At 47.3% G+C, this 24432-nt stretch carries 21 protein-coding genes and 1 pseudogene; 7 read left to right on the forward strand and 15 right to left on the reverse strand.

The genetic code is table 11. The features are described from left to right. Positions 1-126: 126 nt before the first annotated feature. From acpP to yceD, 7 genes and pseudogenes are all read right to left on the reverse strand, one after another. Positions 127-359 (reverse strand): annotated as a pseudogene (gene acpP / locus SHEWANA3_RS13485) (acyl carrier protein). Between the two features lie 163 nt (positions 360-522). Next, complete coding sequence (gene fabG, locus SHEWANA3_RS13490) at positions 523-1269, reverse strand: 3-oxoacyl-ACP reductase FabG (protein ID WP_011623152.1); 747 nt, start codon at positions 1267-1269, stop codon at positions 523-525. Between the two features lie 9 nt (positions 1270-1278). Further along, positions 1279-2205: an ACP S-malonyltransferase gene (gene fabD, locus SHEWANA3_RS13495; protein WP_011717463.1), complete on the reverse strand. Its 927-nt coding sequence runs from the start codon at positions 2203-2205 to the stop codon at positions 1279-1281. A 104-nt stretch (positions 2206-2309) separates the two neighbouring features. Next, positions 2310-3269 (reverse strand): beta-ketoacyl-ACP synthase III, encoded by a 960-nt coding sequence (locus tag SHEWANA3_RS13500; RefSeq protein ID WP_011626536.1) that lies wholly within the window; start codon positions 3267-3269, stop codon positions 2310-2312. A 9-nt stretch (positions 3270-3278) separates the two neighbouring features. After that, positions 3279-4307: a phosphate acyltransferase PlsX gene (plsX, locus tag SHEWANA3_RS13505; RefSeq protein WP_011717464.1), complete on the reverse strand. Its 1029-nt coding sequence runs from the start codon at positions 4305-4307 to the stop codon at positions 3279-3281. Positions 4308-4322: 15 nt separating this feature from the next. After that, a complete protein-coding gene (gene rpmF / locus SHEWANA3_RS13510) occupies positions 4323-4493 on the reverse strand; it encodes a 50S ribosomal protein L32 (RefSeq protein ID WP_011072715.1) in 171 nt (56 codons plus the stop codon). Positions 4494-4510: 17 nt separating this feature from the next. Continuing rightward, the gene (yceD, locus tag SHEWANA3_RS13515) at positions 4511-5035 is read right to left on the reverse strand and encodes a 23S rRNA accumulation protein YceD (protein WP_011717465.1); all 525 of its coding nucleotides are present in this window, start codon (positions 5033-5035) and stop codon (positions 4511-4513) included. Between the two features lie 286 nt (positions 5036-5321). Here yceD and SHEWANA3_RS13520 point away from each other — a divergent pair, with 286 nt between their 5' ends. Next, complete coding sequence (locus SHEWANA3_RS13520) at positions 5322-5909, forward strand: nucleoside triphosphate pyrophosphatase (RefSeq protein ID WP_011717466.1); 588 nt, start codon at positions 5322-5324, stop codon at positions 5907-5909. Positions 5910-6069: 160 nt separating this feature from the next. Here the strand turns inward: SHEWANA3_RS13520 and SHEWANA3_RS13525 are convergent, their stop codons facing one another. Continuing rightward, entirely contained in the window at positions 6070-6816 is a 747-nt protein-coding gene (locus SHEWANA3_RS13525; RefSeq protein WP_041412670.1) for an HAD-IA family hydrolase, read from the reverse strand. Between the two features lie 39 nt (positions 6817-6855). Continuing rightward, on the reverse strand, positions 6856-7815 hold the full coding sequence (rluC, locus tag SHEWANA3_RS13530) for a 23S rRNA pseudouridine(955/2504/2580) synthase RluC (RefSeq protein WP_041413077.1): 960 nt from the start codon (positions 7813-7815) through the stop codon (positions 6856-6858). A 595-nt stretch (positions 7816-8410) separates the two neighbouring features. Here rluC and rne point away from each other — a divergent pair. Then, positions 8411-11707, forward strand: a complete 3297-nt coding sequence (gene rne, locus SHEWANA3_RS13535) for a ribonuclease E (protein ID WP_011717469.1) — start codon at positions 8411-8413, stop codon at positions 11705-11707. 145 nt (positions 11708-11852) lie between these two features. Beyond that, positions 11853-13412, forward strand: coding sequence for a SulP family inorganic anion transporter (locus tag SHEWANA3_RS13540; protein WP_011717470.1), 1560 nt, complete (start codon positions 11853-11855; stop codon positions 13410-13412). 433 nt (positions 13413-13845) lie between these two features. Here SHEWANA3_RS13540 and SHEWANA3_RS13545 read toward each other — a convergent pair whose 3' ends face one another. The 3 genes from SHEWANA3_RS13545 to SHEWANA3_RS13555 all read right to left on the reverse strand — a co-directional run bounded on the left by SHEWANA3_RS13545 (position 13846) and on the right by SHEWANA3_RS13555 (position 16017). After that, positions 13846-14055, reverse strand: coding sequence for a cold-shock protein (locus SHEWANA3_RS13545; RefSeq protein ID WP_011072720.1), 210 nt, complete (start codon positions 14053-14055; stop codon positions 13846-13848). Positions 14056-14361: 306 nt separating this feature from the next. Further along, on the reverse strand, positions 14362-15177 hold the full coding sequence (rlmA, locus tag SHEWANA3_RS13550; protein WP_011717471.1) for a 23S rRNA (guanine(745)-N(1))-methyltransferase: 816 nt from the start codon (positions 15175-15177) through the stop codon (positions 14362-14364). 33 nt (positions 15178-15210) lie between these two features. Further along, positions 15211-16017: a hypothetical protein gene (locus SHEWANA3_RS13555; protein WP_011717472.1), complete on the reverse strand. Its 807-nt coding sequence runs from the start codon at positions 16015-16017 to the stop codon at positions 15211-15213. A gap of 175 nt (positions 16018-16192) precedes the next feature. Here SHEWANA3_RS13555 and sbcB point away from each other — a divergent pair, with 175 nt between their 5' ends. Both sbcB and cdd read left to right on the forward strand, forming a co-directional pair. Beyond that, on the forward strand, positions 16193-17605 hold the full coding sequence (sbcB, locus tag SHEWANA3_RS13560) for an exodeoxyribonuclease I (protein ID WP_011717473.1): 1413 nt from the start codon (positions 16193-16195) through the stop codon (positions 17603-17605). 212 nt (positions 17606-17817) lie between these two features. Continuing rightward, a complete protein-coding gene (cdd, locus tag SHEWANA3_RS13565) occupies positions 17818-18708 on the forward strand; it encodes a cytidine deaminase (RefSeq protein WP_011717474.1) in 891 nt (296 codons plus the stop codon). 83 nt (positions 18709-18791) lie between these two features. Here cdd and SHEWANA3_RS13570 read toward each other — a convergent pair whose 3' ends face one another. From SHEWANA3_RS13570 to SHEWANA3_RS13580, 3 genes are all read right to left on the reverse strand, one after another. After that, positions 18792-19007 carry a DUF1289 domain-containing protein gene (locus tag SHEWANA3_RS13570; RefSeq protein ID WP_011717475.1) on the reverse strand — a complete coding sequence of 72 codons (216 nt, stop codon included), beginning with the start codon at positions 19005-19007 and terminating at the stop codon, positions 18792-18794. Continuing rightward, positions 18988-19335: a VOC family protein gene (locus SHEWANA3_RS13575; protein ID WP_011717476.1), complete on the reverse strand. Its 348-nt coding sequence runs from the start codon at positions 19333-19335 to the stop codon at positions 18988-18990. Before SHEWANA3_RS13575 ends, SHEWANA3_RS13570 begins: the two co-directional genes overlap by 20 nt. Positions 19336-19408: 73 nt before the next feature. Further along, positions 19409-20113 (reverse strand): DUF445 family protein, encoded by a 705-nt coding sequence (locus SHEWANA3_RS13580; RefSeq protein ID WP_011717477.1) that lies wholly within the window; start codon positions 20111-20113, stop codon positions 19409-19411. A 350-nt stretch (positions 20114-20463) separates the two neighbouring features. Here SHEWANA3_RS13580 and SHEWANA3_RS13585 point away from each other — a divergent pair, with 350 nt between their 5' ends. Both SHEWANA3_RS13585 and SHEWANA3_RS13590 read left to right on the forward strand, forming a co-directional pair. Beyond that, positions 20464-20844, forward strand: a complete 381-nt coding sequence (locus tag SHEWANA3_RS13585; protein WP_011717478.1) for a VOC family protein — start codon at positions 20464-20466, stop codon at positions 20842-20844. Between the two features lie 230 nt (positions 20845-21074). Further along, positions 21075-24305, forward strand: coding sequence for a DUF748 domain-containing protein (locus SHEWANA3_RS13590; protein WP_011717479.1), 3231 nt, complete (start codon positions 21075-21077; stop codon positions 24303-24305). Positions 24306-24432: the final 127 nt, after the last annotated feature.

The raw sequence follows: 24432 nt of genomic DNA on the forward strand, positions 1-24432 counted from the left end.
GGCGAGCATCTCATGGACAAATGCAACACAGGTTCCAGAGACGATTGAATGGCACTATTGCAGAATTGGGCGGGGCTAAAACAAAAACAGGCGGCATATTTGCCGCCTGTTCTCTAGAATTCAGAATTACTGATTCTTAGAAACGTAATCGATCGCTGCTTGAACAGTAGTGATCTTTTCAGCTTCTTCATCAGGGATCTCGGTATCAAACTCTTCTTCCAGAGCCATAACCAACTCAACAGTGTCCAGAGAATCTGCACCCAGATCGTCAACGAAAGATGCCGCTGGTTTAACGTCTTCTTCTTTACGCCCAGTTGCTCTACAATGATTTTCTTTACACGTTCTTCGATGTTGCTCATTAGTTTTCTTTCCTATTCAAATTACGCACTTGCGTAAGATTGCGAGTAGTTTATTAGATTTGGCTGACAATGCAAGCTTAGTTTTCGTGGTCTAACCACGAAATTTAGCGACCAATTGATACAGATCACTACTCAGTTGCGACAGTATCCCTGCCATCCGCCCTTAAACCATGTACATTCCGCCATTCACATGCAAAGTCTCGCCTGTGATATAAGCGGCAGAATCCGACGCCAAGAAGAGTACGGCATTGGCAATTTCTTGCGCTTGCCCTAATCGTTCCATCGGAACCTGAGACATGATAGCTTTTTGCTGATCTTCGGTCAGCTCATCAGTCATATCGGTCTGGATAAATCCAGGAGCGATAGCATTAACTGTAATTTGACGAGATGCAACCTCTCTTGCAAGAGATTTTGTAAATCCGATCAAACCAGCTTTTGCTGCCGAGTAGTTAACTTGACCTGCATTGCCCATAGTGCCTACCACTGAACCGATATTGATGATCCGGCCGAAGCGCTTTTTCATCATGGTACGCATCACAGGTTTTGATAGTCTGAACAATGATGTCAGGTTGGTATCGATGATATCGTTCCATTCATCATCTTTCATTCGCATCAGCAAGTTATCACGGGTGATACCCGCGTTGTTGACTAGAATATCAACATCACCCGCTTTTTCTTTGATCGAATCGAATAAATCGGTGACGGATTGACTATCGGTAACATTAAGCACTAAACCAAAACCTTTGTCACCCAGATATTCTTGAATTGCTGCGGCGCCCTTCTCACTTGTGGCAGTTCCTACCACAATCGCACCGGCTTCGACTAAGGTTTCAGCAATCGCACGGCCGATACCACGGCTCGCGCCTGTCACTAAGGCAACTTTGCCCGCTAAACTCAGATTGATACTCATACAAACTCCTTATTCAGTTAACGCGGCAAGGGATGCAACGTCATTAACTGCTTGGGCAGAAAGAGATTTATTAATGCGTTTCGCAAGACCTGTCAATACTTTACCAGGACCACACTCAACTAACTGTGTAATACCTTTTTCGGCCATTAATTCAACGGTTTCGCTCCAGCGTACTGGGCAATACAGTTGACGAACCAGCGCATCTTTAATGTCGGCAACCGCAGTGGGTGATGCCACATCTACGTTATTGATAACAGTGATGCTTGGCGCATTAAACTGCACATCATTTAAAGCTACCGCTAATTTATCAGCAGCAGGTTTCATTAATGCGCAGTGTGATGGCACGCTGACAGGCAGAGCAACCGCCATTTTGGCGCCCGCCGCTTTACAGGCAGCAGCTGCACGTTCAACCGCTTCTTTTTGACCGGCGATAACCACTTGGCCTGGGCTGTTGAAGTTAACTGGGCTCACCACTTCGTCTTGGGCTGCTTCAATACACGCATTAGCAATACCGTCATTATCAAGACCGATAATCGCGTACATAGCGCCAGTACCCGCTGGCACGGCTTGCTGCATCAGTTGACCACGTAGCTCAACCAGTTTGATCGCATCTTTAAAGTCGATGACACCAGCACAAACTAATGCAGAATATTCGCCTAGGCTGTGACCCGCTAACATTGCAGGCATAGCTTTACCTGAAGCAACGTAAGCGCGCCAAATGGCCACACTTGCCGCTAATAAAGCAGGCTGGGTTTTATCGGTTTCATTTAAGGTTTCTGCGGGGCCGTCTTGCACTAATGCCCACAGATCATACCCTAACACCTCACTCGCTTCGGCAAAGGTTTGTCCCACAATCGGCTGTGCACCAGCCAGCTCGGCTAACATGCCTAGAGCCTGTGAACCTTGGCCTGGGAATACAAAAGCTACATTTTCCATATCAAATTACCTATGGCGAACTTAATTTATTGAACACTAAACCGTTATCTTGGACAGCAAACCAAGATAACGATAGTTAGGAATTTAGTCGTATACAGATACGGTTAAAAACGGACGAGCGCACTGCCCCACGCAAAACCGGCACCGAAGGCTTCAAGCAGCAATAGCTGGCCACGTTGGATCCGGCCATCACGCACAGCTTCGTCTAAGGCAATAGGTACCGATGCCGCCGAGGTATTACCGTGTTTAGCAAGGGTTAACACCACTTTATCTAAGCTCATGTCTAGCTTTTTCGCTGTGGCATTAATAATGCGGAAGTTAGCCTGATGGGGAACCAACCAGTCGATTTCCGACTTATCGATATTATTCAGGCGCAATGTTTCAGTAACAACATGGGATAACTGAGTCACCGCCACTTTAAAGACGTCATTACCTTTCATGGTCATAAAGCCAACCGCTTCAGAGGTCTCCCCCTGACGAGGTGGGAAGGCGCACTTGAGTAAGTCACCTTGGCGACCATCGGCATAAATGTGTGTTGAAATAATCCCTGGCTCATCGGAGGCGCCGATAACCGCAGCACCTGCACCATCCCCAAACAGAATGATAGTAGTACGGTCTTCAGGCTCACACAGACGGGATAATACGTCAGCACCAATCACTAATACTTTTTTCGCGGTACCATTTTTAACGAATTGATCTGCCACGGATAAGGCATACACGAAACCTGAACAAGCCGCCGCAATATCAAAGGCAGGAATGGTATGTACGCCGAGCATGGCTTGGATTTCGCAGGCCGCCGCAGGGAACGCATTTGCCGCACTGGTGGTGCCACAAATGATCATATCTAACTCTGATGCTTCTATGCCGGCCATTTCGAGCGCCTTTAATGCCGCCTGATAGCCCATAGTTGAGACAGTTTCGTCTTGCGCCGCGATACGACGCTCTGAAATACCTGTACGTTCAACAATCCATTGGTCACTGGTTTCCACCATTTTTTCCAAATCTTGATTGCTACGCACCTGCACTGGCAGATAACTACCAGTTCCGAGAATTTTTGTATGCATAAGGAGGAATCAGTTATTTATATCTAAAAGAATCGACTCCAAACGATCTTTTATCATTTCGGGGAGTCGACGTTGCGCTTCAGTCACTGCCAAACTAATTGCTTGTAAATAGGCAGTTTCATCCGCATTTCCATGGCTCTTTACAACTATGCCGCGCAATCCTATCAGACTTGCACCATTATAGTGGTCGGGGTTCATCTGGCTGAGGACCGCCTGAATGCGTGGGGCGATGAGTTTTGCCAAAAAACGCACGAAGAAACCTTGGGTTAGGCCACGTTTTAACTGATGAACCAATAACTTGGCAATGCCTTCAGAGGTTTTGAGCGTGATGTTACCCACAAAACCGTCACAAACGATCACATCCACATTGCCCAAGTAGATTTCATCACCTTCGATAAAGCCGGTGTAATTAATCTGATCGGTGTTTTGCAGTATTTGCGCCGCTTGTTGAACCTGATCGTTGCCTTTGATTTCTTCTGTACCCACATTAAGGAGTGCAACTTTAGGGCGGGATTTTTTATCCACCGCCTCACACAGCACAGAGCCCATCACGGCAAATTGGAAAAGCGTTTCTGAATCGCAGGAGATATTGGCACCTAAGTCCAATAAATAAACTGGCTTTTGCGTGACCGAGGGTAAGCAACTGACCAACGCGGGTCTGTCTACGCCGGGCAAGGTTTTTAATAACACCTTGGCCATGGCCATTAAGGCACCAGTATTGCCCGCACTCACACACGCCGCCGCTCGTCCATCACGCACCAGTTCAATCGACAAGCGCATCGAACTATTCTTGCGGGTACGCAAAGCGTGCACGGGTCTATCGGACATGCTCACCACTTCATCGGTGTGAATGACTTCAATACGTGAGAGTAACGGTTGTTCTGCTTGACGCAGATAGACATCAATTTCAGTCTTATCGCCGACTAAAATGATTTTAAGAGAAGAGTGAGATTTTAGTGCCCGCAAGGCTGCAGGCACCGTGACGTGGGGGCCATGATCGCCACCCATCGCATCTAACGCGAGCGTCAGACTCGTCATTAGGAAACCAACAAATTACTTGTTGATTACCTTTTTACCGCGATAGAAACCATCAGCAGTCACGTTGTGACGCATATGGACTTCACCGCTGGTAGCGTCAACAGACAGCTGAGCAGTGCTCAGTGCGTCATGTGAACGGCGCATACCGCGCTTAGAACGAGATTTTTTATTCTGTTGTACAGCCATTGGCCCTGTCTCCTAGATTACTTGCTCTTCAGTTTTTCTAACACTGCAAACGGATTTGGACGCTCCTCTTGAGCGGGTTCGATCTCGCCTACAACTATGTCCATTGACCCGGTGTTGCAATCAGTTTCTTCATGCATCGGGATGATAGGCATAGCGACTATCAATTCATCTTCGATCAATTGATGCAGACGTACTTCGCCAATCTCATTGCACTCAATTGGGTCATACGCATCCGGGAGCTCATCGATTTCTGCCTTAGTCCGGCATGGACCGAAGCAAAACTCGACCGTAACCTCAGTGGTAAATAGCGTCATGCAACGTTGACAAACCAGAGTGAGCTCCGTCACAGCCTTCCCTTTCAGGTAGACTATCCCCTGCAAATCTACGCCACATTCAATCGACACTGCCACATCGGAACAGTCGCCGGCACATAACTCATTTAATCTTCTCAATTGCTGCCCAGGCACTATCCCCTCATAGGTAGAACGGCTCGAGGCGGCGCGAAAAGGATCAATTGAAACCGGTATCTTTACTGTTTGCATAAGGCGCGCATATTATAGTTTGAAAACGCTAGAGTCAAAGAAAAATTTCTAACTTAAGTCCCAGTTTGCGACTTAAGTGATTCTCTAGCCCCAACATTGAAATTAACGGAAGCGAAATTTTACCCAAGCACGGGGCGGCGCACAAGCGTAAGCCGTCTAAAATAGCCGCACTCATCGTAAGAATCCCCGATTACCGTCCCAAAGTCATGCTATCTGCCACCACTCGCTTGCATTCAAGCGGCCAGGTTAGCGACAATAAGTCAGGTTTTCTTATGGATTTTTACCGATGACGCCCCAGTTAATCCTCGCTTCCACCTCTGTTTACCGACAAGCACTATTACAAAAGTTAGGCTTAGCCTTTGAGACTTGCAATCCGGATATTGATGAAAGCCCCATGGCAAATGAGTCCGCCCAAGACTTAGTCTTAAGACTCGCCAAAGCTAAGGCCGAGGCAGGTGCAAATCATTTTCCGAGTGGATTCATTATAGGCTCAGATCAGGTCGCCGTGATTGACGGCAAGATTATTGGTAAGCCATTAAATCGAGACAATGCGATCAAGCAGCTCAGCCAAGCCTCGGGCAAAGCAATCATCTTTTATACCGGTCTTGCACTCTATGATGCCAAGACTGGAGAAATGACGGCTCAGGTCGAACCTTTCACCGTGCATTTTCGTCAGCTGACGGCCGCGCAAATCGCTGCTTATGTCGATAAAGAACAACCTTTTTATTGTGCAGGTAGCTTTAAGAGTGAAGGCTTAGGGATTGCCTTGTTTAATCGCTTAGAAGGCCGAGATCCTAACACCCTGATTGGGCTGCCCTTAATACTGTTAACTGAAATGCTGCTCAATCAAGGAATCGATGTCTTAGCCGACTAGCGCAAAGCGGTTATTAAGGTGATATTACACAAGTGCGGCTCGATATAGGCAAGCTAGATGACACTTGCCCATATCGCTTGCTCAAATGATTCAAAAAGCATTTGGATTACTCACGGTACAAGTTTTCAGTGCTCATTAATCTGCACTAATGAGTCCATCACTATAAATGCAGCAAGAGTTTTTCAGGGGAATCAATTATGCCGATGGGATTGGCTTGCTGGAGCATTGCTTCATTATGTGCGCCGTAAGTTACGCCCACAGCATCAATCCCCGCATTCGCCGCCATGGTCAAATCCAACAAAGAGTCTCCGACCATCAAGGCTCGTTCAGGCTGAACGCCTAACTCCTGCAGCAAACTTAAGATCATTTCAGGATGAGGTTTACTCTGCGCCTCATCGGCGCAGCGAGAAGCGATAAAGTAGTGACCTAAGCCAGATTGCTCCCACACGCGCACTAAGCCTGCTCTCGCCTTACCCGTCGCGACAGCAAGTTGATACCCAGCCGTTGATAATGATTCGAGTAATTGGGGGGCTTGGTTAAAAATCGGCGTTGGCGTGGTATCAAGGTGCAAATACTGCGTCTTGAACTCGGCGCGCATCTTCATATAGCAATCATCGGTGCCTACAAGCGCTTGAGCAGCATTTTCTTGTGTTGCACTGCTTGCACATCCGATACACGACTGCCCTGAAGTCAAACCGACGGGAAATAATACCTGTAACGCCTGCGTCATCGACAAGCCAATCACATTGCGAATATCCACTTCTGAAGGCACGGGTAACGCCAGCACCCTTGCCATATTCTCAATGCAAACAATAATCTTGCCGATGGAATCCATTAACGTGCCATCCCAATCAAAAATCACTAAATCATATTTTCGTTGGGTTGAATGACTCACTGACACTTTCACGCTCTCAGGTTATACGTGGGTAATAGGCGCAGAGAAACACTAAGCGCGCTTTAACTTGCTTAGCAGTTGCTGCAAATTATCATCAAGCGGCGCTGAGACTCGCATCACCTCATCGTTTTCAGGATGAATAAACATTAACTCTGCCGCATGTAAAAACAGTCGAGTCAGACCCAGTGCGCGCATACTGTCATCGAACGCCTGCTCGCTGTATTTTTCATCACAGGCGATAGGATGTCCCATATATTGGCAATGCACCCGAATTTGGTGGGTACGTCCTGTCACAGGACTCGCTTGCACAAGCGTACAACCTTGATAACGCTGTACAATTTTAAAACGCGTTTCAGAAGGTTTACCTTCGGCATTGACTCGAACGATACGCTCGCCCGACTTAAGTGTCAGCTTTAACAGTGGTTGTTTAACCACTTTATCCTGCGCCGACCACTCGCCTTTAACTAAGGCCAAGTAATCCTTCTGCATCTTTTTATAACGCAGTTGGTCATGCATATGCTTAAGCGCACTACGTTTTTTCGCCACAAGTAACACGCCCGAGGTGTCTTTATCGAGACGGTGAACCAGTTCTAAAAACTTTTGTTGTGGACGTAAGGAACGCAATGCTTCAATCACACCATAATCGACGCCACTGCCACCATGCACCGCAATCCCCGCAGGTTTATTTAATACAATCAGATGATTGTCTTCATGTAAAATACGGTCTTCAAGCTGTGACACTCTACTCAAGTTTGCTGAAGGCGCGGTGCGATTGTCCTGCTCAGCCATTCTGACCGGCGGCACGCGAACCACATCACCGATTTGCAATTTGTACTCGGGCTTAATGCGTTTTTTATTCACCCGTACCTCGCCCTTACGGACGATACGGTAAATCATGCTCTTAGGGACGCCCTTGAGCACTGTGATTAAAAAATTGTCGATTCGTTGGTCGAGGTGGTCTTCGTCAATCGTGATCAACTGCACCTGTAGCTGTGGAGATTCTGTATTCATGATGTGCCATCTGCTTAAAACGGCGGCCATTGTACAACACTTAAGAAGAATTGTGCCTTTCCATTGCTGAATTTTTTGATTATTGCTATATTTCACCAGCGATTAGGGATAAGCCGTGAATAAAGTGTTCACAAGGTCCCAGTCCCAAGTGAAAAGCTTTATAGATTAAAAAAGATTTTCTTGATAGCAACTCATTGATTTGCAAATCGTATACTGAGTAAAAATACCACAAATGCGTTTTTTACGATTAAATCGAGAATCTAACCTTACTTTGACTAGGTTTATCTAAAGTTTTTCTCACCGATTTCGAAATATATTTTAACTTGTCGTCAGACAAACCGATTCGACTTGGGCATTACCGGAACGAAATGAAAGAATTTATGGGGTTGGTTGATGTTTTACAACGAATTCCTTGTTTTTGTAATCATTAAAAAATAAGCCATAAATAGGATGCGACACGCAGCGACTGCGTCTAACAGTAATGCGCACCTTGCCTAGCCACCAGCCGTGAGGCTTCGTTGACCTACTGCTAGGCCCGTAATGCAGCGAAACGCGATTGTTTGATGACCTCCATTTAAAGAAGAATGACGTCATCATGAAACGTATGTTAATCAATGCAACTCAATCAGAAGAGTTGCGTGTTGCCCTGGTTGACGGGCAACAACTGTACGATCTGGATATTGAAAGTCCTGGTCACGAGCAAAAAAAATCCAACATTTACAAGGGTAAAATTACCCGCGTAGAACCCTCTTTAGAAGCCGCTTTCGTTGATTATGGTGCCGAGCGCCACGGCTTTTTACCGCTAAAAGAAATCGCCAGAGAATACTTCCCTAAAGGTTATTCTTTCCAAGGTCGCCCAAACATCAAAGAAGTGGTCAGTGAAGGACAAGAAGTTATTGTTCAAATTGACAAAGAAGAGCGCGGCAACAAAGGTGCGGCACTGACGACCTTTATCAGTTTAGCGGGTTCTTACTTAGTCTTGATGCCAAACAACCCTCGTGCTGGCGGTATTTCTCGCCGTATCGAAGGTGACGAGCGCACCGAATTAAAAGAAGCCATGGCCGATTTAGAAGTCCCTGCGGGTATGGGCTTAATTGTGCGCACCGCAGGTGTTGGCAAAGAATCGACTGAACTGAAATGGGACTTAAAAGTTCTACAGCACCACTGGGCTGCGATTACCGAAGCGGCGCAAAGCAAACCCGCTCCTTTCTTAATTCACCAAGAAAGTAACGTGATTGTACGTGCAATTCGTGACTATCTGCGCCGCGATGTGGGCGAGATTTTAATCGACCACCCACGTATTTTTGAAGAAGCCAAACAGCATATCGCACTGGTACGCCCTGATTTTGTTGAGCGTGTAAAACTCTACGAAGCTGAAGTGCCATTATTCACTCACTTCCAAATCGAGTCGCAAATCGAATCGGCGTTCCAACGTGAAGTGCGTCTGCCATCGGGCGGTTCGATTGTTATCGACCCGACTGAAGCATTAACCTCAATCGATATCAACTCTGCCCGCGCAACTAAGGGCGGCGATATCGAAGAAACCGCATTAAATACCAACCTTGAAGCCGCCGATGAGATTGCCCGTCAATTACGTCTGCGTGACTTAGGTGGTCTGGTCGTGATCGACTTCATCGATATGACGCCTGTGCGCCATCAACGCGAAGTCGAAAACCGCCTGCGCGATGCCGTGCACCACGACCGTGCCCGCGTGCAATTAGGCCGTATTTCTCGCTTCGGCCTGATGGAAATGTCACGTCAACGTCTGCGCCCTTCGTTAGAAGAATCGGCTGCGCATATCTGCCCTCGCTGTCATGGCCAAGGCACTATTCGTAGTACCGAATCTTTAGCTCTGTCGATTCTGCGTTTGATGGAAGAAGAAGCCATCAAAGAAAACACCTCACAAATCGAAGCCATAGTGCCTGTCGATGTGGCGGCCTTCCTGCTGAACGAAAAACGCAAAGCGATTCGTATCACAGAGCAACGCCATGATGTGGAAGTCTATGTGATCCCAGATCCGCACATGATGACCCCAGATTATCGCGTCATTCGTCACCGCACCGACGATGAAATCGATGAATCTAGCTACAAGCGCATCGAACAGCCAGAAGCCAAGTTATACGAACCCCGTAAACTGGAACGCACTGCTGCGCCTGCACCAGCCCTAAAAGGCTTCACTGCACCACAGAAAGTAGAACAAGCCGCCGCACCAACTGCCAACAAAGTGGAAGCAACAGAGCCAGGTTTCTTCAGCAAACTGTTCAGTGCCATTGGCGCCTTCTTCAGCTCAAGCGATAAGCCTGCGGCTGAAAAGACCACAGAAACCAAAAAGTCTGACAGCCAAACGGCCAATGCGAACCGTCGTAATCGTCGTAATGACACTCGCCGTACTCGCAATAACCAAGATGCAGACAAAGCGAAAGAAGGCACCCGCGAGCCACGCACCCGCAATGCCAAGAAGTCGGCTGATGCACCTCAGGCTCAGGAGCGTCCAGCTCGTGAAAAAGACGAGAATGCAAAACGCACTAAGCCAGAGCCTAAGAGCCGTAACCAAGCACCAAAAGAAGTGGTCGCGGAGTCTCAAGACGACACGCCAAAGCAAGAAGTGGCCCGTGAGCGTCGTCAGCGCCGTAACATGCGTCGTAAAGTACGCATCGATAACGCCAATGAAACCTCTGAAGCGCCAATTCAAGAAGAAGTGATATTAGCCGAAGTGGCCGCTGTTAATGCTGCCAATACTGACGTTGCAACTGAACCACAATCTGAAACCAAAGCACCACGTTCACGTCGCCAGCCACGTAAAGAAACCGCGGTTGCCAATGAGACAGCAGAAGCTACTGATGCAGTAAGCCAAGCTGAAGCAAGTACTGAAGTGGCTGTAGAAGCGCCTGTAGTAGAAAACCGTGCTGATGCGCCTTCTGACGTAACAGAAAGCGTTAAGACTGAAGCCGAGACCGATGCGGATAACGCAGACGTCAGCGCCGATGCAGATGATAAAGCGAAACGTGAATCTCGCGATGGACAACGTCGTAGTCGCCGCAGCCCACGTCATTTGAGAGCGGCTGGCCAACGTCGTCGCCGTGATGAAGATGAGCAAGGCGCCTCTGCACCTGCGCAATTCGTACCAAACGATGCATTGGGTGACGATCAAGACTACCCTGCTCCAAGCGCTCAAACGGCAGAAGCAGCTGAGACCACTGAAGCAAAAGCAATTGAAGTCGCGGCTGAATCGACTGTGACTTCTCCTGCAACTGTAGTCGAAGCAGCAGATGTCAGTGTGGTTGCTGAAACCACCGCCAGTAACGCTGTTGAGACTGAAGTTATTGAGGCAGTTGCTACCGAGCAAGTGGCTGAGATTAAAGCCGAAGTTGCAACAACAAAAGCTCCTGCAGACACTGCGGTAAACAACAAGGCTGAGACAAGCGTTAAAACAAAAGAAGTTGCTGTTGAGCCAGTGAAAACTGTAGAAGCGGTAACGGAAGCCGTTGTGGCTCCAGCCGAAACTCCGGCTCAACCAAAAGCAGAAGCAAAGGCCGTTGCAGTTGAAGCCGTAACGCCTGAAGCAGACAAAGCCGAAGCAAAAGAAGCCATGAAGTCTGTGGCCTCTGCGCCAATGGCAAAACCCGCTCCTATCGTTAAACCACAGGCAAAACCCGTTGTGACTCAATCTGTCGAAGCAGCGCCTACAGCTGAAGCTGTGGTGAGCAAACCCAAAGCGGCGAGTCGTTTTGGTTCTATGGTGTCATCAGAAATGACCAAGCCAACGGTAGAAGTTAGAGCTCAGGTTGAAGTACCAAAAGGTCGCGAGTATGACAGTGTCGCCTCTGCCGAAGCGGCTGCGCCTAAACTGAAACACAGCAACAGCGCCGAATCGGATATGGCTCGTCCATAATCCTCAACCTGTAGTGAAAAAAGCCATGCACTTGCATGGCTTTTTTATTTTCAGCAAATTAAGCCATATTTAAGGTTTAGCTCAATCGGCTTTTTTGTTAGTATGCGCGGCTATTTTGCCAACACAAGTCATTAACAGAGGTTTCATGTTCGATCTTTTTCGCCACAAAACATCTAGTCACAAAGCCGATATTCTCTCGGGGCTGACGGTCGCACTTGCGCTTATCCCAGAAGCCGTTGCCTTTGCCTTTGTCGCCAATGTCGAACCTATGGTCGGCCTCTATGCGGCCTTTATTATGGGATTGGTTACCGCACTGATTGGCGGCCGCCCAGGCATGATTTCGGGCGCAACAGGGGCCATGGCCGTGGTGATGGTGTCCTTAGTGGTTGAACATGGCGTGCAATACTTATTCGCCGCTGTGGTGCTGGCGGGGTTAATCCAAATCAGCGCTGGGATATTTAAACTGGGTAAGTTTATCCGTATTGTGCCCTATCCTGTGATGATAGGTTTTGTGAATGGCCTTGCCATTGTGATTTTCTTGGCTCAGCTCGGGCAATTTAAAGTCAAAAATGCCGCAGGGGAATTAGTCTGGCTACCACAAGAGCCTTTAATGCTGATGTTAGGGTTAGTCGCACTGACCATGGCAATTATTTACTTTCTCCCCAAACTGACTACAGCGGTCCCCTCATCGTTAGTTGCGATTTTAAGCGTGACCGCCATCGTGGTGGGTTTTGACTTAGAAACCCGTAATGTGTTGGATTTTCTTAAAACCATGAGTGGTGACGAACACGCCACAATCGCAGGCTCACTCCCAAGCTTTGCGATCCCACAGGTGCCGTTTAACCTTGAGACACTCTACATTATTCTGCCCTATTCCTTTATTTTAGCCGCCGTCGGATTAATCGAATCCCTGTTAACCTTGACGGTTATCGATGAGATGACTAATACCCGAGGACGCAGCAATAAAGAATGTATAGGTCAAGGCGTGGGCAACATCACCAGCGGCTTTTTTGGGGCTATGGGCGGCTGCGCTATGATTGGTCAATCGATGATTAACATTAACTCGGGTGGACGCGGCAGATTATCCGGTATTACCGCAGCTATCGGTTTATTGACTTTTATCCTGTTTGGCGCATCTTTTATCGAAATCATTCCGCTAGCCGCTTTGGTTGGCGTGATGTTTATCGTGGTGCTCGGCACATTCGAATGGGCAAGCTTTAAGTTTATGGGCAAAATCCCTAAACATGATGCCTTTGTGATTGTGCTCGTGACTACTGTGACCGTTTTTACCGATCTCGCCTTTGCCGTCTTTGTCGGCGTCGTGGTATCGGCGCTTGTGTTTGCATGGCAACATGCCAAGCACATCAGCGTAAAAGTAACCTCAAATAGCCTTGGCTGGAAAGTCTATGAGCTGAACGGCCCATTGTTTTTTGGCTCAGTGGCCAGTTTCCTCGAATTATTTGATGCCTCGCAGGATCCCCAGGATGTCGTTATCGATTTCAAACATTCACGCGTAGCCGATCATTCAGCATTAGAAGCCATAGATACCCTTGCCGAACGTTATGTTGCGCTGGGGAAAAAGCTGCATTTGGTGCATTTAAGTGCCGATTGTAAAGCCTTACTTCACAAAGCAGGCGATCTGGTTGAAGTGAATTTGCTAGACGATCCCCACTATAAAGTTGCGGACGATAAGCTCGATTCTTAAATAAGCACCTAATAAGGCTGCAATAACTGCTAACCCACGATCTGAAGGCTAACTTCGCAAAAGATTGTGGGTTTATTATTGCTGGCAAAACAAGACTTGATGTGCACCGATGCAGATAGCTTAACTATCAAACTCAACTTTCACTACTCAACTTTTGCTAGATAAATAGGCTCCAAAACAGAGGAAAGGAGGTTAAGAGGTTGAGAGGTTGAGAGGTTGAGAGGTTGAGAGGTTGAGAGGTTGAGAGGTTGAGAGGTTGAGAGGTTGAGAGGTTGAGAGGTTGAGAGGTTGAGAAAGAATACCGCCTAATCCACTCACAGATATACAAAGCAAGAGTGTAAAAACTTAAAAGCTACACAAATAAAAAGAGCCATGGTATCAACCACAGCTCTTAAATCCATTGCTATCAGCGCTAGGCTAACAGCACTGAAAATTAACCGATTACGGTTACGTTTTCAGCTTGAGGACCTTTTTGACCTTGAGTCACAGTGAAAGACACTTTTTGACCTTCGTCAAGAGTTTTGAAACCGTCAGAGTTGATTGCACGGAAGTGTACGAATACGTCTGGACCAGATTCTTGCTCGATGAAGCCGAAACCTTTGTCAGAGTTGAACCACTTAACAACACCAGTAACTTGAGACATGATATAAATCCTGTAAATAAAAAATTAAAGCCTTAACGGCGGTGGAGCTGGAAAATGCCGGTATTACTTATGTTTACAGGACGAACTGGTCGTATTGAACACATAAATATAAGCCCAACCTTCAAGCTAGTAAGACTATAAACCATTCTAAAGATAAGTCAACATACTGCGACACTTTGAAAAATTTATTTAAACCAAGCCCATCTCAGGTTTTGCCACCGGCTCGCAGAACAGCATGTTCTTACGGCGTAAGCATCGACAGTTAAGCATTTTAAATAATTTATTTCAATAGCTTAAAATCAACCTCTAGACTGAAATGCGATGTACTTCAATCTGAAAGTCTAATTCGCAGCTTAATCCGCTCTGTGCAAATGTGTGCTTTTGTTCGGCTGTAAACTTCCAAGCGTAGGGAGTCATTTCCAGAAAATGGCTAATATCTTGGCTATTATTTAGCTCAAGTTGTGACCTAAGGCGCTCTTGGTATAAGCATTCGAACCCCGCAATCTTGGCATCGGACGCTGGATGCAATCTCGGTTCGGCATAAATTTGCTGTTTTAGCGCAAAATGATGTAAAGGTCCTGGCGATACAGTGATCAAAATGCCATTGGGCGCCATGACCCGCTGTAACTCTTCCACCTTCGATGGCGCATAAATACGAATCGCTAAATCGATACTATGCGATGGAATGGGCATTTCGTAGGCGCTCGCCACACAAAAGCTGAGGTTCGGGTAACGTTTAGCCGCATATTTTATCGCAGATTTGGAGATGTCCACGCCCTTTAACTGGCAAGGATGCTCGGCGACAAGCGTATTGTACAAACGATGGCTGTAATACCCCTCACCACAGCCGATATCGAGGATCTGCCGGGCCTCGCTGGCATACGCAAGTGCAAGTTCATTCACTCTGTCACTCAAACTTTGATAGTAACCCGCAGTTAAAAACTCCCTGCGAGCCAACATCATCTGTTGATTGTCACCGGGATCTTTGGAATTTTTCTTCTGCACGGGAAGCAGATTCACATAACCTTCTTTGGCCATGTCGAACTTGTGTGCCTGCGGGCATCCCCAAGTTCGTTCAGTCAAGGTGAGCGGTAAGGCACACAAAGGACATATATATTGCATTGGTTAACTCTATAAATGATTGGAATGGCTGGCTTATGCCTCATCTTCCATGAGTCGCTCCACCATTTGCAGTAATTCAGGGGAGGCGAGCAGCTCAAAACATTCGAGCTTCCTTAAGGCTTTATCGATATTCAAACCGTCATTGGCCGCACGGCTAAAATTAGGTCGTTCGAACATATGAGTATAAGTGCGAAATAACCATTGGCGCTTTTGTTGCAGCAAGGGATCAAGTCGCACAGCCTCTTCGGCTAACCCCGTATGACAATGCCCCAAGTCTCCCCGTAAAAACGCTTGTAGCTCGAGCCGAACTTGTTCTATTTCAGTCAAGCATACGGCCAAGGATTCAGCGGTAGCATTATAGTCATATTCCCGCGCTAATATCGCTTTCGCCATCATCAACACTTTCGGCTCATGCAAACCTCGGCCATCGGACTCGAGTGCGACGAGCTCAAATTTAGATGCCGCTTGCAGTGACACACTGATCCCGGCCTGCGCATCGACCTTAATGGCAATGCCCGCGCGCAGTTCCTGCGCGCAAAATTTGGGTGCAGTGCCTAGACGATGGTAGAGCCGGACTCCTTGCCCCAAAGATCTTGACGTTGATGCTGCAAAACTTGTCGCTTCCACTATCTCGGCATTGAGTTTGAGTCCCAAAATAGGTTGAAAGCGAATGGCAATCTGCGGCTGCGGTGTTTCAGACACCACAATCAACTCAAGCAATGGTGCCCCCATCGCCTCAAGCACAATAAAATCGCTGATATTGCTGGGCAAGGTTAAGGACAGTGTCGAGCTCTGCCCAACATCGAGTACCATAGGTTCATTAAGATATTGATGATGCATAAGACTTATTCCCTGTTCTGAAGGGAATTGTAACTGCCAACCGAGGTAAAGATCACCTCTTAAGCGCTTATCTTTTCAATATAATTTCTCAATCTCGGTTTTTGCTAATGAATATTGCGGTGAGTTTAAGTGTTAAGATGCTATCATTCGACAAAACCGTCATTTGATTGAAATTATGTATACAGCATCTCAGCCAAGTATTTTTTGGCACGATTATGAAACCTTCGGAGCCAATCCCGCCAAGGATAGACCGGCCCAGTTTGCCGGGATCCGCACAGACTTAGATCTCAATATCATCAGTGAACCCGAGACTTTTTACTGTAAACAATCAACGGATTATCTCCCCTCGCCAGAAGCTATTTTAATCACAGGGATCACACCACAATTAGCCAATTTAAAGGGTTTGCCTGAAACCGAGTTTATGGGGCGTATTCATGCCCTCTTTAGCCAACCGAATACCTGTGTCGCAGGCTATAACTCCTTACGCTTTGACGATGAAGTCACCCGCTACGGTTTCTACCGTAACTTTATCGACCCCTATGCCCGCGAATGGCAAAATGGCAATACACGCTGGGATATCATCGATTTAGTCAGAGCTTGCTACGCGTTTAGACCAGACGGGATCCATTGGCCATTAAAAGAAGATGGCTCGCCCAGCTTTAAGTTAGAGCACCTAACGCAAGCCAATGGTTTAAGCCATGAAAAAGCCCACGATGCCATGTCTGATGTGTACGCCACCATCGCTATGGCCAAGCTAATTAAAGAAAAGCAACCCAAGTTATATCAATACTATTTCGAGCTACGCCGTAAACAGGCCGTGAGTGCCCAAATCGATGTGTTGAATATGCAGCCGCTTGCCCATGTGAGTTCCAAAATCAGTGCGCTGCAGGGGTGTACAACTCTTATTGCCCCTGTTGCCCACCATCCAAGCAACAAAAACGCCATTATTTGCGTTAACTTAGCCATGGATTTAAGCCCGCTGTTTGAGTTAGATGTCGAGCAAATAAAGACTCGCATGTATACGCCGAGAGCCGAGCTTGCCGCGGATGAGTTACCTATCCCAGTCAAACAAGTTCATCTTAACAAATGCCCTTTTATTACCTCGGCCAAGATTTTGGATGATGCCCAGGCAGAAAGACTCAATATCGATAAAGCCTTTGCGAGAGAGCAATACAAACGCTTAAAGGCTCACCCTGAATTGCGGGAAAAACTGGCACAACTCTTTGAGCATGAAGGTGAAGTCACAACCACAGATCCTGACTTAATGCTGTATTCGGGTGGTTTTTTCAGCCCCGCCGATAAAGCCAAGATGGAGATCATTCGTCATACCTTGCCACAAAATTTAGCGGCGCTGGATCTGCAGTTTGATGATGGACGCATACCCGAGATGCTGTTCCGCTATCGAGCACGTAACTATCCTGAGCTGCTAAATGATCAAGAAGCTCAGCGTTGGCGTACTTTCTGCCAACAACGTTTGAGCGATCAGGATTATTTACTCAAACTTGAAAATCTGCTGCAAGATACCGAGGGTGATGAACACAAACAGAAGTTACTCGCGGCCCTGTGTCACTATCTACGCGGGCTCTAAAGCTACGCGGACTCTACAACACCGATAGCCAATCGCTAAGCAGAGAGTTTAATCAGATAAGACCGTTATTTAACGCCAGACATTGATAACTTCTTTCAGTTGTCACTTAACTGGCGTTAAATTGAGGTATAAACGCGAACTAACTCGCATTTATACCGTAACAAAATTACTAGAATGTTCTTCCATGAACTTAACAAACAAGGAGTCGGGAAATGCAAGATAGATTTATCAAAAGCATAACCCAGCTGCCAACACCATTGGCTGACGCATTAATTCCCCTATTACATCAAAACTTTGCGGGACATATTGATGCACAGCAACTGGCAGAGTTAGTCCAAAGCAGCAAAATGACCGAAGCCGAAGTATTACTGGCGCTGCTGCCTATTGCCGCCGCCTTGGCGAAACCGCCGATTAGCGAGTTTTATGTCGGCGCGATTGCCAAAGGGAAAAGTGGCGACATCTATATGGGCGCTAACCTTGAGCTGCTCGGCGAGGCCCTGTTTCACTCTGTGCATGCGGAGCAAAGCGCCATCAGTCACGCTTGGTTAAGTGGCGAGAGCCAAATTGTCGATATGATAGTCAACGCCAGTCCCTGCGGTCATTGCCGTCAGTTTATGAACGAACTCGTCGAAGGTGGTCAAATCAAGATCCATTTGCCATCGCAAGACAGCCATTTACTGTCCTATTACCTACCCTACGCGTTTGGGCCGAAGGACTTAAATGTGCAGTCGCCCTTGCTGGTCAAGCAGGAAACCGAATTTGCCCTCGATAGCAGCGATCCTATGGTGATTGAGGCGTTAGATCATGCGGGTTTAAGCTACGCGCCTTATACCCAAAGTTATGCGGCCGTCGTATTAGAAACAGCGGACGGCGCAACCTATTGTGGTCGCTACGCTGAAAACGCGGCGTTTAACCCTTCCATGCTGCCAATGCAAATGGCCTTATCGAATCTGACTCGACATAACCGTGATTTTGGCGAGATCCGCCGCGCGGTGCTGGTCGAGTCATCACAGGGGAAAATCAGTTTAGTGGGCGCAACCATGGATGCGTTACATGCCGTTGCGGCCATCGAACTTGAGCATATTGTGGTCGACCCCGTCTAACAAGAGTCCGGCGGCGCTTTAGCTTTACACAATCGTATTTGCTGGGCGCCGTTTTCTCATCTCTTACCTCTAGCGGTTCTAAGTCACTTAGCTAAGTGACTAGCGCTTCGTTTTGCCTCGAATGCAATCTTACGCTCAGCCATTCTTAAGTAACAATCCTCGCGCTGCGCCTGTGTCATGGTGCGCCAGGCTAAGATCTCATCCAAATGCCTAAAGCAGCCCATACAGATATCTTGCTGATCGAGGCAGCAATTTCGCACACAGGGATGTTCGAGGTGATTACTCTGACCAGACCGCATATTCGTTGCCAGCAGGCTCAATAAAATGGAAACGCCGTCCACCGGGAAAGCTGAAAATATCTGTACTAATAGCGCCGCCCGCCGCCTTCACCGCCGCTTGTGTCTGTTCTAAATCCTTGCTGTACAACACGATGAGCGGACAACCTTTTTCGAGGTTAAAACTTACCTCTGCTTGATAAAAACCTCCCGTGATCCCCGCATCAATAAAACAGCTATATTGCGGGCCGTAATCCTCAAAGCGCCAACCAAATACCGTATTAAAAAAGGCCTTCGAGCGACCAATATCTGTGGTGGGGATTTCTAAATAATTAATGCTGTGATGATCCATAATCTTCCCTGCTCATGATTAATCAAACAAAAAGGGAGCCAATGCTCCCTTTAGTATGCTGGCTATTGCCAGATTAACCTTGTACTAAGGCGGCGACAAGTCCGATAGCGCCACCAAATACCCCGCCCCACACTACGAGCCAACCTAAATGTGTCTGGATCATCTCCTGCACAATTTGCTTAACCATTTGCGGCGTTAATTCATTCAAGCGTTGTTCAACGATATTGGCGATCTTCGTTTGCAGATCGGCCATCACATTCGGCTGCTCAATCTCTTGTTTCAATAGGTTGCGGAACTGTTCACTCTCGGACATTTCCACCAAAGAGGCTTTCATCTTCTCGATAAAGGGTTCCTTTAACGGCATTAACGCCTCAGTGCCGCCAAACATGGATAACATGCCGCCGAAGGAAGATTGTGCCACAGTGTTAACTAAAGCATCGAAGGATGGCGCTAAGTCCACTTTATCAATCACAGGCGCTAAATCGATTTGGCTAATCCCTTCTTTTTCCGACAGAAAACGGTCGATATTCTCAGTGGTGAAGAACTGCTTCATCATAAGATGCGCAATCCCCGCTTTGAATTCTTCAAAACGCGATGGCACGACGCCCGAACCGTACAAACCTGGGACCTTCTCAAACAGCATATACACCGCAAGCCAGTTAGTAATGGCGCCAGATAAAGCAAATAAACCAACATTAAACAGAATGGGTTGGCTCAATGCGTATCCCAATGCAACGCAAATGGCCGCTAGCACATTTGTCACTAAACTCTTATTCAATCTTACTCCCCTCTTAAGCTATCGATGCGATTGCAAATGGCGCTAGTTTAGCAAGTGAAAGGGATGCAGGTCTAATGCAGAAAAAGGATGAAAACGTAGCCAAATACCGATAAAACATTGTGCAAACCCAGCTAACTCAAGCGCTAGCCGGGCAAGCCTTACATCGCTAACGGCGAGTGGCGTCAATCAGGTTATTTCATTAATTAACATTAACTTAGTTTAATGATTTTAAGGAAAAATAATTGCACATTTCACAATGCGCTTAGGAATTATTGAAAAGCATCGTCTACACTCAAGGGGATAAAAACTCCACAACCTTGTTCAATCACGTAAACATAAGGGATGTGCTTATGGACTCTGCATTTAATACCGCTGGTGCTTTAGGTTGGCATGAACTCACGACCCACGATACCGAAGAAGCCATGCGCTTTTATGGCGAAGTGTTTGGTTGGCAGTTTAGAACGGTCAAAATGCCCCATGGTCAATATCACCTCATTGAAAATCAAGGCGTAGGTATTGGCGGTATTACCGATAATCTAATCCCTGCCTTGCCTTCACATTGGACGGGGTACGTCACAGTGGCCGACGTCGATTTGGTCGCTATTAATGCGAAAAAACTCGGCGGTGATATTCTCTTCGGCCCAGAGGATATTCCTAAAGTGGGTCGTTTTTGTTGGATAAAAGATCCACAGGGCGCCATTATCGCCGCAATTAGTTACCTATCAGCCTAAGCCGTTTCTACCACGTTTAATTGCGTTTGATTGGCAGAAACGTTACTGCTGTGAACAGAGGGTTATTGTTTAATATTGCTTGACGTTCAAACTCGTTACCATAAGGTAATGCTCAGATTTAATTGGAAAAACTAAAAACAACTCATGTAAACCTGAGCATTATTCGCTAGAATAGTCGCATTTATTGATAGATTTCGCGCCTGCGTGCGTATTGGAGCCTTAATCTCACTATGTTGACTCAGCTATCACGGTTAAAACTGGCGTTCTTTAGCCGTCCTCGATACCAACGAATTCTCGCCTATTTAACGATAATCTACTTAAGTTACCTGATTATCCTTGGACTGGTACTCCCCAAGGCCGTAGTGTCTTTCGCCCCAGAGAAGCTTGCAGAAGTATTGGGCCGTCCTGTGACGCTGCAGGATATGCGGGTCAATCCTTTTACCTTCCAAGTCAATATCGAACAGTTCGAAGTTAAAGAGAAAGATAATCAAGCCTTTGCGGGATTATCTCAGCTGCAGTTTGAAGTCAACTTCTGGCAGTCGGTGTTTAATCAAGCCGTGGTGATCGATCATATCCAGCTGCAAGGCCCCTTCGCCAATATCCGTCGGTTTCAAACCCAAGGGAAAACCCAAGGGAAAACCCAGTTTAACTTCGACGATATTATTACCACCCTCAATCAGGCTAAAACGCCGAGTGAGCCTGAAACCGCGGCTGAAAATACCCCCCCACCGCGAGTGATATTAGGTGAATTCAGCTTAACGGCGGGCAAGGTCAAATTTGATGATAAAATCACCCAAGCCTTGGTTGATTACCCCAATATCAACTTCAAACTCGGTCAGTTAGATACTGAATATTTGATGACGGCCAATCCTGCAAGCCCTGTAAAAGGCCAAGCGACGACATATCAGGATAAGCCTGCAACGGATACACCTACAACTCAGGCCAACTCTACATCGAATCCTCCGAGCATTTTGCATAACCAATTTGTCGCCCAGCTGCAGGATGTCCATGCGGGCGAAGTCAGCCTTGCCGGACAATTCCAACTTTTCCCCTTTAAGCTTGTCGGGGATGCACAGCTCGCCAAACTGCAACTCGCCCCACTCTGGCAATTTGTAGCCGAGCAATTCAAGGTAAAACTGGCGGCGGGTGAACTCAGTATCAGCAGCCATTACCAAGTTGAGCTGCCAGCCGATGGAAACGTACAACTCACGGTCGAACGCGGCCAAGTGATTGTAGAGAAAGTTGATTTACTCAATGGCGACCAGTCCGTTATCGCCTTACCCTTGCTGGCGATTGATGGAATTAACCTCAACCTCGCCAAGCAGCGCGTCGACATTAAGCAAATCCACAGTGAAGGTTTAAGCCTTAAAGCCAAGTTAGACGAACAAGGCATCGATTTAGCGCAGCTGTTAATGCCAAAATCTATGGCTGCCAGCACAGATACCGCAGCGCCAAACACATCAACTGAAGCACAAACACCAGAAGCGCCAGCTGAAACGAACGCGTCAGCCGCATCGGCTTCACAAGCAGCCTCGGATACGAGCGCAGCTGAACAGCAAGATGCCTGGTCAGTGACACTGGGCGGACTGAGTATAGAAAACTACGATATTCAACTTGCGGAACATAAACTCACCCAAACCGCACAGCAATGGCGTGTTTATCCCCTTAATTTTGCAACACAAACCATAGTGAGCGATTTAAAGGCGCCTATCGAATACGAGCTTTCCTTTGCTCTAAATGATAAAGGAAGGTTTATCTCTAAGGGGCAAGTCGATGTGCCTAGTGAGTCAATTAACGCCGACCTTAAAGTCAAGCAGCTTGCCTTAGCCCAATTCCAACCCTACCTTGCGCCCTATGTGAATATGCAGCTGAGCAGCGGCCTATTCAGCAGTGATGGCAAGCTAAATGCCGACGGCAAAGGCAAAGCGATTTATCAAGGCAGTGTTGAACTGGATGATTTGAGTATCCTCGACAACATTCGTAAAGCACCCTTGGTTAAATGGCAAAAAATGCATATTAATCAGCTCGATTTTGACCAGCAGCTGAATAAAATTAATATCGACCATTTAAGCTTTAATCAGCCCTACGCTAAGGTGGTTATCGCTAAGGATCGTACGACCAATATCAGTAATCTGATTGTGGAAACGCCTGCGACCGACGCGTCTAAGACGACTGCAACAACGGCCAAGACAGTAGCTAGGCCGCAGAGCAGCCCCGATACAACGGCTAAGCAGCCCGAGTTAAGCTTAGATATTCAGAAAATCAGCTTTAACCAAGGCTCGGCGTTTTTCGCCGATAACTCCCTCACGCCTAACTTTGCCTCAGGCATTGAGCAGCTTGACGGCAATATCAGTCACTTATCCTCCAAACCCGGCACTACAGCATCGGTCGATATTAAAGGGAAAATCGATCGGTATGCGCCAGTGACCCTAAAAGGGGATATTAACCCACTGCTGGATAAGCCTTATCTTGACTTAGACCTAGTGTTTAAGAGTGTCGAGCTGACCTCTGTGAATCCTTATTCAGGCACCTATGCAGGCTATTACATCGATAAGGGGCAATTGTCCTTAGCGCTCAACTACAAACTGGAACAAAACCAACTCAAGGGCAGCAACCACTTAGTGATTGATCAGCTCAAGCTGGGTAAACGCAGCAACAGTGACTTAGCCACCAGTTTGCCCGTGACCTTAGCGATTGCTCTGTTGCAGGACCGCCACGGCGTGATTGACCTTGGGATGGAAGTCTCCGGCGACTTAGACTCACCCAGCTTTAGTGTCGGCGGTATTATCATGACGGCCATCACCAATGTGATCACTAAGGCCGTGACGGCGCCCTTCTCTTTCCTTGCGGGTCTGGTAGGCTCCGATGAAACCTTGGATAAAATCCCCTTCAACCCAGGGCAATTTGTACTCAGCCCAACTGAGCAGGAAAGCTTAGATAAACTCGCTAAAGGCTTAGACGATCGCCCAATGCTTAAATTGAGCCTCGAAGGCAGCGTCGATGCCGTCAAGGATAGCCAAGCGATTGCCGAGCGCATGATGAAACGCAAGCTGGCCACACTAGCCAATCTGCCACTGACGGAATTACCCGCGGATCTCAGCCCGAGCCAATTCCCAACCGAAGGCCCACTGGCCGATGCGCTGGTCAAACTGTACGAGCAGGAAGTCAAAACCAATCCGGATGATGTGAAAGACACTATTGTTGCCGAGACCAAAGATACGCCACTGAGCAAAGAGGAACTCACCACCCGTTGGCACATTGCGCTGTATAACCTCACGGTAAAAGCGCAAACAGTTAGCCCTGGCATGTTAGGCGATTTAGCCCAAGAGAGGGCTAAGTCGGTTAAAGCCGATCTTGTCGACAGTAAAGGAATCGCGCCAGAGCGGATTTTCCTACTCGAGAGCCGCGTGACTCTGAGCCAAGATGCGGCGCAGGTGAATATGAGCATCGACGCGAACTAATACTCACCAACATCAAAACATGGATAATAAAACGCCTAGTGACCACTGGGCGTTTTTATAGCTAAAGTCGACTAACCGCCTCACTCTCAATTGCTTGGCCTCACGCATCCCTTAGGTTACACTCTGC

The sequence above is a fragment of the Shewanella sp. ANA-3 genome, from assembly GCF_000203935.1.
Classification (GTDB): domain Bacteria; phylum Pseudomonadota; class Gammaproteobacteria; order Enterobacterales; family Shewanellaceae; genus Shewanella.